The sequence below is a fragment of the Dietzia sp. UBA5065 genome (genome assembly GCA_002415925.1).
GTDB lineage: Bacteria > Actinomycetota > Actinomycetes > Mycobacteriales > Mycobacteriaceae > Dietzia.
This window is the reverse complement of the sequence record DIAZ01000123.1, coordinates 7,476-15,324: the sequence shown is the minus strand read 5'-3', so window position 1 is coordinate 15,324 and position 7,849 is coordinate 7,476. Positions and strand designations below refer to the sequence as shown.

Here is a 7,849-nt window from a genome sequence, read left to right as displayed (position 1 = left end):
GATCTCCACAGCCGGCGTCTCCACAGCCCGCCGCGCCCCGGGACCGGCCCGGCGCCGCTCCGTCGCCGTGGCGGCGGGGTTGGCGTCACTCACGCTGGTGCTGGCCTCGTGCGGCAACGAGGGGACGGCGGAGGACGCCCTCGGCTCGGCCACCAGCGCCATGGGATCCGCCGCCGCCCAGGCGAGCTCCGCGGCCGCGCAGGCGACCTCCGCCGTCGGCGAGGCCACGAGCCGTGTCGGCGCGGGCGGGGACGGGAGCCTGACCCCCGACCAGGAGTTCCTCCGCGACATCCGCGCGGTCGGCGTGAACGCCGACGACGAACAGGACTACCTCACCCGCGGGCGCGACGCCTGCGCCTCCCTGGACGGGGGTGCGGGGTACGTGGACGTGACCCGCCAGTACAACGACGCCCACCCGGGCGCGCCCATCACGGAGGCGCCCGTCGTCGTGGCGGCCGCGGTCAAGGCGTTCTGCTCGCAGCACCTCCCGCAACTCGGCCGTGGCGAGGGCGGAAACTAGACGGGGTCGGGAACTGGACGGGGTCCAGAACTAACCCTGGGGGTCCGCGACCCCCGCCCGGTCGAGCGCCTCGGCGGTGAGCCGTCGACCTAGCGCGATCATCTCGTCCGCCCTGTGGAAGTCGAACGCCGTGCAGGAGTCCGAGGGGACCTCGATCAGCACGTCGGGCCTGTTCCCCGCCATGCGGTACCCGGCGACGATGCTCTCCATGGCCTCGATCGACTGGGTGACCACATCGAAGATCCCGAGCGTCCCGGGGAACGCCTCCAGGCCCCTCTCCTCCGCCCTGGCCTCCTCGCGGACCTCCTCCTCGCCCTCTTCGACCGCGACCTCGACCTCCGGCGACGGGCGCGCCGGGAAGTCGAGGTCCGGCGCGGCGGTGTCATCACCGTCTCCGAAGATCCCGACCTCGGACGCGGAACCCTGGCTGAAGCGCGCGGTGACGAGGCGCACCAGGTCGGCGTCGCGGACATCGGCGGCGGCGGTCCGGATGCGCCCGGACAGCCTCGAGGTCGACCTCCCCGACCCCGGACCACCCCGACGCGAGGGCTTGGGATCGGCTTTGGACGGCGCCTCGTCGGGGTCCGAGCTCACCTGGAAGGTGGACCCGCGGATCCCCGACCGCCTGCCGTTCAGGGAGACGGCCAGGACGAGGTCGCTCTCCACCGACGCCAACGGCTCGAGCGGCACCGGGTTGGTGACGCCCCCGTCGATCATGAGGCGACCACCCACGATCGCCGGGGTGACGATGCTCGGGATGGCGAACGACGCACGCACCGCGATGTCGGCCGGCCCGCGGGTGAACCACACCTCGCGGCGCGCCCGCAGGTCGGTGGCCACCGCGGTGTACGGGATCTCGAGGTCCTCGATCCGCACGTCGTCGAGCATCGCGCCGATCACTCCCATGATCTTGTTGGCGCGGATCGCCCCGCCGCCGGCGAAGGACACGTCGAGCAGCCGCAGGACATCCCGCTGGCTCAGGCCCCGGACCCACTTCTCGAAGTCGTCGAGCTTGCCGGCGGCGAGCAGCGAACCGACCACGGCGCCCATCGACGCCCCGGACACGCCCACGACCTCGTGACCGCGAGCCTGCAGTTCCCTGATCACCCCGATGTGCGTATACCCACGCGCGCCGCCGGAGCCCAGTGCCAACGCGACTCTCATCAGTCGCCCCCCTTTCCGTCTCGACAGCGGAGTACGACCCCCAGTGTGCACGCGCCGGGCCCGACGACCACCGCGAGCCCGGCCACCGTGTCGTAGGCGCGGTCTACCTTCGGCACCGTATCGAGCGCCTGTTCGATGCCGTGCATCACGCCCGACCCACGACACACTGGAGATCCCATGTCCCACACCATCATCCCGTCCGTCTCCGCCAGCGCCCTGGACCCCGAAATGGTGCAGGTCGCCGCCACCATCGACCGCTACGGGCTCCACCTGGTCCACGTGGGCGAGGGCTGCGACTGCGGCGGGTGCACCGAGGCACCCCTGCCACCCGACCAGTGCTTCGGCTACACGGTCGGCCTCACCGACCACGGCCACCCGGAGTTGCTCGTCCGCGGGCTGGGCGCCCTCGAGACCGCCGGGCTGCTCAACCGCTGGGGAGGCGTCGTCCTGTCCGGCGAGCTCCTCGACGCGGGCCACCTCCTGTGCGAGGGACGCGGTGCCCCGACGTGGGAACTCGTGCCGGTGAGGTGCCCCTCCGAGACCCTGAGGTGGGCCGAGCGCTACTACCGAGGGGTCGGCGCCGGGGGAGTCGAGGCCCTGGAGTTGATCCCCGCCCGGCGACCGTGCCCGTGCGACGGGTGTTGCTGACGTCCCGGGTCCGGTGGGGTCGTCGTAGGGTTTGACCATGCCCCGCCCACAGCTCGCCCTGGACGCGCGTTCGCCGTCGATCATCGTGCCCATCACGGCGCGGGATCCGGCCGAACTCGACGAGCAGCTCGGCGCGCTGACCGGTGCCGCCCCCAGCAGCGGTCCGGCGCGCGTCGATCCCTCGGCGGCGTTCGACGTGGTCGAGTGGCGCGTCGACCTCTACGAGCCGTTCACCGCCGGGGCCGGGGCCACCGCCGGGGCCGATCCGGCCCCGGCGGTGGCGGCGCTGCGCCACATCGCCGATCGGCTGCCCCGGACCCCGGTCCTGGTGACGTTCCGCACCACGGCGGAGGGCGGGAGCGCCGAGATCGCGCCGGCGGCGTACGTCGCGTTGATCGAGGCGCTCGCGACCACCGGGCTGGCCGCCGCGCTGGACGTGGAGTACCGGCACCCGCGAGCGGCGGATGCCATCGCCGCCGCGCACGGCCACGACACCCCGGTGGTGGCCTCCAACCACGACTTCGAGGCGACCCCGCCCGCGGAGGAGATCGTCGCGCGGCTGGAGGCCATGGAGCGCGCGGGGGCCGACGTGGCCAAGATCGCCGTCATGCCGCGGTCCGCGACCGACGTGCTGACCCTCCTCGACGCCACCGCGCGGCGCCACCAGGTCGCCGGCATCCCGCTGATCACCATGTCCATGGGCGGACTCGGGGCGATCACCCGGATCGGCGGTGGCACGTTCGGCTCCGCGGCCACCTTCGCGACGGTCGGCCCCGCCTCGGCGCCCGGTCAACTACCCGCGGCGGGTGTCCGCAGCGCACTCGCGATGCTCGGGGCGAGCTAGCCGTACCTGCGGAGAACCTCCTGGCGCAGGCCCTTGGTGGCCACGTCGGCGATGTGCTTCTGTGCCTTCTTCAGGACCGCGCCGGGCAGCTTGATCTTCAGGTCCACCTCGAGGTCGAAGACCACCTTGGTGGTGCCGTCGCCGTTGTCGGTGAGGAGGTAGTGGGCGTTCTGGATCTTCTGGGTGCCGCTTCTGACCAGCGACCAGCTCACCTCGCCGTCGTACCACTCGTACTTCACCACCATCTCGTCGGTGACGCCGTACTGGGCGATCTTCTCCCACACGACGATGGGCCACCCCTCCTCGTCGGCCTCCTTCACCACGACCTCGCGGTGGGCGTCGGACCAGTCCACGAGGGAGTTGACGTCCGCCAGGACCTCCATGATCTCGGGGATTCCGGCCTCGATTTCCGTCACTGACTGCACTGAGACTGCCATGGCGGGAAAGCTACCCTGCGGACCCGTCTCCGGTGCCAGGATCGACGAATGGACACGGTTGCGACACCGCCCGCCGGAGTGCCCCACAGGAAGGTCGTGTTGCTGCGCGGGATCAACGTGGGCAAGAGCGCGCGGATACCCATGGCCGATCTGAGGGCCTGCACCGAGGCCGCGGGCTGCGCCGAGGTGACGACGGTGCTGGCCACGGGCAACGTCACCGTGACCGACCCCCGGACCGTCGAGGAGCTCCGCACCGTGCTCGAAGCCGCCTACGCGGATCGGTTCGGATACGACGCGGTGGTGCAGGTGCTCCCCCTCGCCGACCTTTCGGTCGCGGTGGAGTCCTACCCGTTCGACGTGCTCGCCGACCACCACGACTACGTGGTGTTCTCCGACGACCCCGCTGTGACGACCCGCGTCGCCACGGCGATGCTCGAGGCGCTGGACGACCCCGGGGCCGGCACCGAGGCGGTGGCCGGGGGCCCGGGGTGCGTGTACTGGCGGGTGTCCAGGGGCGCGACCCTCACCTCGGCCGCCGCTGCGGTGCTGGACGACCGGGCGAACAGGCGTCACCTCACCACCAGGAACATCAAGACGCTGCGGAAGATCCTCGCCGCGGGGTGAACGCGGCGGCATCCTGGTCACCCGACCACCGTCGTGGGGAGTCAGGGTCCCTGGACGGAGGCCCCGATCATGTCGACGGAGGCCGCGAGGGGGCCGAAGATGGCCGGGAAGATCCCGTCCCAGGCGGCCTGCAGCTGCGGGAAGTCGAACACGGGCATCGGTCACGCTCCTTGTGCGGGGCGGCGCGCGGACGTTCCGCGGGCGCCGTGATCCCTCCGGCTCACAGGATCCTGGTCACGACCGGGTAACGCAACCTCTCGACGCGCGAGTCCCGCAGGATGATCCGAACGCCGCCCGGGCGCCCCGGACGGGTCCGCGGACCGTGGCAGAATCCCACCGATGTCCCCCCACCGCAGCAGACCGTCCACGGCCGGCGCGGCCGTGGCCGTGGCTGCGGTCGCGGTCGCGACTGCGGCGGCGGCGGCCGGCTGTGCGGCCACGAGCCCGCCGGCGCCCGCGCCCACTCCCTACCAGCGACCGTCGACCACCCCTCCGCTCCCCGCCCCCGCCCGCCTCATCGCGTCTGCCACGTGGGCGGAGTCGGACTTCGGACCCTCCCTCGAGGTGGTGCCGACGGCTGACGGTCGCGGGAACCCGGGCGTCTCCGGCGCGGCCCTCGCCTGGCGGGAGGTGCTGGACCTGGCCCCCGACGCGGGCACGCCGGGCATGCGGGAGCAGTTCGACTGCCACTGGACCTGGGCGCGGGTCCTGGAACCGGACAAGCCCACCTGGAACCTCGAACCCTGGCGCCCACCGGTCGGGGCCGACCTGATGGCGGCCGAGGGCTGCAACCCGGGCGGGCCGGAGGTGTGAGCGGGCCGATCGACGATCCGCCCCCCGGGACAGGACCGGCCCCGGTCGTCCGCCGGGCCACGCCCGCCGACGCCGCCGCGTGCCTGCGCGTCTACGCCCCCTACGTGCGCGAGACCACGGCGACGTTCGAGGACCGGGTGCCGACCGTCGACGAGTTCGAGGCCCGGATCTCCCGGGCCCTGGAGCACCACGACTGGCTGGTCGCCGAACTCGACGGACGGGTGGCGGGCTACGCGTACGCCGGCCCGGTCAAGGAACGGGCGGCGTACCGCTGGTCGTGCGAGGTGAGCGTGTACGTGGACCGGGCCGCGCGGGGCCACGGCCTGGGCCGATCGCTCTACACCTCGCTGTTCGCCCGCCTGGAGGAAGTGGGGTTCCGGAGGCTGCTGGCGGTGGTGACGCTGCCCAACCACCCCAGCGTGGCACTACACCTGTCGATGGGATTCCGAGAGGCCGGACGGCTGGAGAGGATCGGGTTCAAGCACGGGCGGTGGCTGGACGTGGCGTGGCTGCAGGCCGATCTCGGGCCGGACCCGGCGGCGCCCCCGGGCTGACCGCCCCACCAGCGCCGTCCCCACCAGCGCTGTCCCCGCCGAGCGCCCGCCGCACGAGTCCCGCGCACACCTCGTCGAGCCACCCGCCCACGGAGTCGCGGGCCTCGGCGGTGTCGGGGTACCGGCAGCGCACGTGCAGGCCCGAGCCGTTGGTGACGAACCAGACCATCACCCCGTTGGTGCGGATCGCCGCCGACACGTGCTGCGGTCGCAGGCTGAGGTCCACGTCGATCGGCAGGCGCCGGTGGTCGAGCCACGAGATGGCGAACATGCCGGGCGTGTGCGGCATCCCGCCGTGCGGTTCGAGGATCGGCCCGAGGGCGTGCGAGCCCAGTTCGACCGCGTCGCGCACGGCCGCCGCGCAGGCGCGAGGGTCGGGTTCCTCGCACTCGATCACCGAATTGGTGATGAACCACCCCACCGAGTCGTGCCACCGGTCGCCGCGGTGGTCGTCGTGGCGGGAGTGCACCGGGAGGACTGCCCTCAGACCCACCCCCTCGCGGCGCCGGAACACCGCGGTCATCTCGGCCATCGCCAGGGCGACCATCCTCACCCCGTCCCGGGCCGCCGCCCGTTCCAGCGCCGCGACACCGTCCGGTTCCAGCACGTCCCGCACCTCCACCACCTCCTCACGCGGGGTGGAGAGGTCGCCCAGTCCGATCGGGAACACCGGCATCCCGCCCTGGCCGCGGGAGAGGATCTCCGCCCACCTGCGGCGCACCCGCGGGAGCGCCGGAGGTCGGGCGGCCAGTTCCCGGGTGTGGTCGGCGAACGCCGCCGCGGGGGGCAGGCACGTCCCCGGTTCGAGACCGCAGGCGAGGTCGTCGAGGCACGAGCAGAAGTCCCGCATCAGGACGAGCAACGACCACGCGTCGACGTGGGAGTGATCGAGTCCGATCACCACCACCGGCCGCTCCGCCGGGTCCGCGGAGCGGGGTTCCACCAGGCACAGCGCGTGCGCCGGCCTGGCGAACGGGCAGCACGCCTCGTCCAGGACCCGGCGGAGCACCGCGCGGGGGTCCTCGCCCGGTTCTGCGGACGGGGTCTGCCACCCGAGTGGGTGGAGCTCCACCGGCCGGAGCCGCAGCTCGTCGTCGTGACCCTCCAGCACCGTGCGCAGGGTCCCGTGCCGGGCGACCACGGCGAGCCACGCGCGCGCCACCTGGTCGCGGCCGGCGGGGAACGGGAGGTGGAAGGCCACCGCCATCCACGAGCCCGCGCGGGGGCCGAGCGACGCGTGGCGGGCCTGATCGAACGACGGCGGAAGATCCTCACCCTGACCTGGGGTGACGTCGGTCGCAAACCGGTGCACGACGCCGTCGGGGAGCGACATCCGCGTTACGGTGGTGAGCCTCATGGCCCGCACGGTAGGGGCCGCGTGTTACGGGGAAAGGCGCGGAATGTGACGACGACGAGACGGCCGGGCGCCCGGCCCGGCGGGGACGGGCCCGCGCTCGCCCGCGACGTCAGGGGCGAGGGGCTCCCGGTGGTGCAGCTGCACGGGCTGTCCTCGAGCCGGCGCCGCGACGAGGTGTTCGGGCTCGATCTCACGGCGGGCCAGCCCGGTCTACAGGTGTTGCGGTACGACGCGCGCGGGCACGGCTTCTCATCGGGTTCGGCCGACCCCGCGGACTACACGTGGCCGGTCCTTGCCGCCGATCTGCTGGGATTGCTCCGCGACGAGTTCCCCGCCCGGCGCGTGCACGGGGTGGGCCAGTCGATGGGGTCGGCGACCCTGCTCACCGCCGCGGTGGCCGAGCCGGAGAGGTTCGCCTCGCTCACCCTGGGCATCCCGCCGACCGCCTGGGAATGGCGCCGCGAGCAGTCCCGGCTGTACGAGTTGGCGGCGCGCCAGGTCGAGCGGTGGGGCGGGGCCCGCTGGGCCGACCTCACGCGGCAGCCGCCCACGTCCCCGGCGATCAGCCCGGACCGCCCGGTCACCGCCCCCGATGTGGCGGACGAGTGGCTCCCGGCGGCGTTCCGGGGCGCCGCGGCGTCCGACCTGCCGGCGCCGGAGGAGGTGGCCCGGCTCGCCGTGCCGGTGCTCCTGCTGGCCTGGCCCGGTGACGCCTCGCACCCGCTCCCGGTGGCGGAGCACCTGCTGGAGCTGCTGCCCGACGCGCGGTTGGAGGTGGCGAGGTCCCCGGAGGAGGTGGCCGGGTGGCCCCGGCTGGTGGGCGATTTCGTGCAGTCCCACGGCGGGGCGGGCTGACCCGGGCGGCCGGCGGGGCGGCCTGACCCGGGC

10 protein-coding genes are annotated in these 7,849 nt (G+C 73.6%); 7 read left to right on the top strand and 3 right to left on the bottom strand.

Annotated elements, in window-relative coordinates:
- Position 1 precedes the first annotated feature (1 nt).
- On the top strand, positions 2–520 hold the full coding sequence (locus B4M60_RS09610) for a DUF732 domain-containing protein (protein ID WP_291082840.1): 519 nt from the start codon (positions 2–4) through the stop codon (positions 518–520).
- 30 nt (positions 521–550) lie between these two features.
- Here B4M60_RS09610 and B4M60_RS09605 read toward each other — a convergent pair whose 3' ends face one another.
- Positions 551–1,684, bottom strand: a complete 1,134-nt coding sequence (locus B4M60_RS09605; RefSeq protein WP_291082836.1) for a patatin-like phospholipase family protein — start codon at positions 1,682–1,684, stop codon at positions 551–553.
- A 177-nt stretch (positions 1,685–1,861) separates the two neighbouring features.
- Between B4M60_RS09605 and B4M60_RS09600 the strand changes: the two genes are divergently transcribed.
- Complete coding sequence (locus B4M60_RS09600; protein ID WP_291082833.1) at positions 1,862–2,332, top strand: DUF4262 domain-containing protein; 471 nt, start codon at positions 1,862–1,864, stop codon at positions 2,330–2,332.
- Between the two features lie 37 nt (positions 2,333–2,369).
- A complete protein-coding gene (aroD, locus tag B4M60_RS09595) occupies positions 2,370–3,176 on the top strand; it encodes a type I 3-dehydroquinate dehydratase (RefSeq protein ID WP_291082830.1) in 807 nt (268 codons plus the stop codon).
- On the opposite strand, the gene B4M60_RS09590 is transcribed toward aroD, so the two are convergent.
- On the bottom strand, positions 3,173–3,613 hold the full coding sequence (locus tag B4M60_RS09590; protein ID WP_291082827.1) for an SRPBCC family protein: 441 nt from the start codon (positions 3,611–3,613) through the stop codon (positions 3,173–3,175). The genes aroD and B4M60_RS09590 overlap by 4 nt on opposite strands.
- A gap of 48 nt (positions 3,614–3,661) precedes the next feature.
- Between B4M60_RS09590 and B4M60_RS09585 the strand changes: the two genes are divergently transcribed.
- The 3 genes from B4M60_RS09585 (at position 3,662) to B4M60_RS09575 (ending at position 5,604) form a co-directional block, all read left to right on the top strand.
- Positions 3,662–4,237, top strand: coding sequence for a DUF1697 domain-containing protein (locus tag B4M60_RS09585; protein WP_291082823.1), 576 nt, complete (start codon positions 3,662–3,664; stop codon positions 4,235–4,237).
- Positions 4,238–4,576: 339 nt separating this feature from the next.
- Positions 4,577–5,050, top strand: coding sequence for a DUF2599 domain-containing protein (locus B4M60_RS09580; RefSeq protein ID WP_291082820.1), 474 nt, complete (start codon positions 4,577–4,579; stop codon positions 5,048–5,050).
- Positions 5,047–5,604 (top strand): GNAT family N-acetyltransferase, encoded by a 558-nt coding sequence (locus B4M60_RS09575; protein WP_291082817.1) that lies wholly within the window; start codon positions 5,047–5,049, stop codon positions 5,602–5,604. Before B4M60_RS09580 ends, B4M60_RS09575 begins: the two co-directional genes overlap by 4 nt.
- Here the strand turns inward: B4M60_RS09575 and B4M60_RS09570 are convergent.
- The gene (locus B4M60_RS09570) at positions 5,528–6,961 is read right to left on the bottom strand and encodes a hypothetical protein (RefSeq protein WP_291082814.1); all 1,434 of its coding nucleotides are present in this window, start codon (positions 6,959–6,961) and stop codon (positions 5,528–5,530) included. The genes B4M60_RS09575 and B4M60_RS09570 overlap by 77 nt on opposite strands.
- Before the next feature lie 45 nt (positions 6,962–7,006).
- Here B4M60_RS09570 and B4M60_RS09565 point away from each other — a divergent pair, with 45 nt between their 5' ends.
- Positions 7,007–7,816 carry an alpha/beta fold hydrolase gene (locus tag B4M60_RS09565; protein ID WP_291082811.1) on the top strand — a complete coding sequence of 270 codons (810 nt, stop codon included), beginning with the start codon at positions 7,007–7,009 and terminating at the stop codon, positions 7,814–7,816.
- The last annotated feature ends 33 nt before the right edge of the window (positions 7,817–7,849 follow it).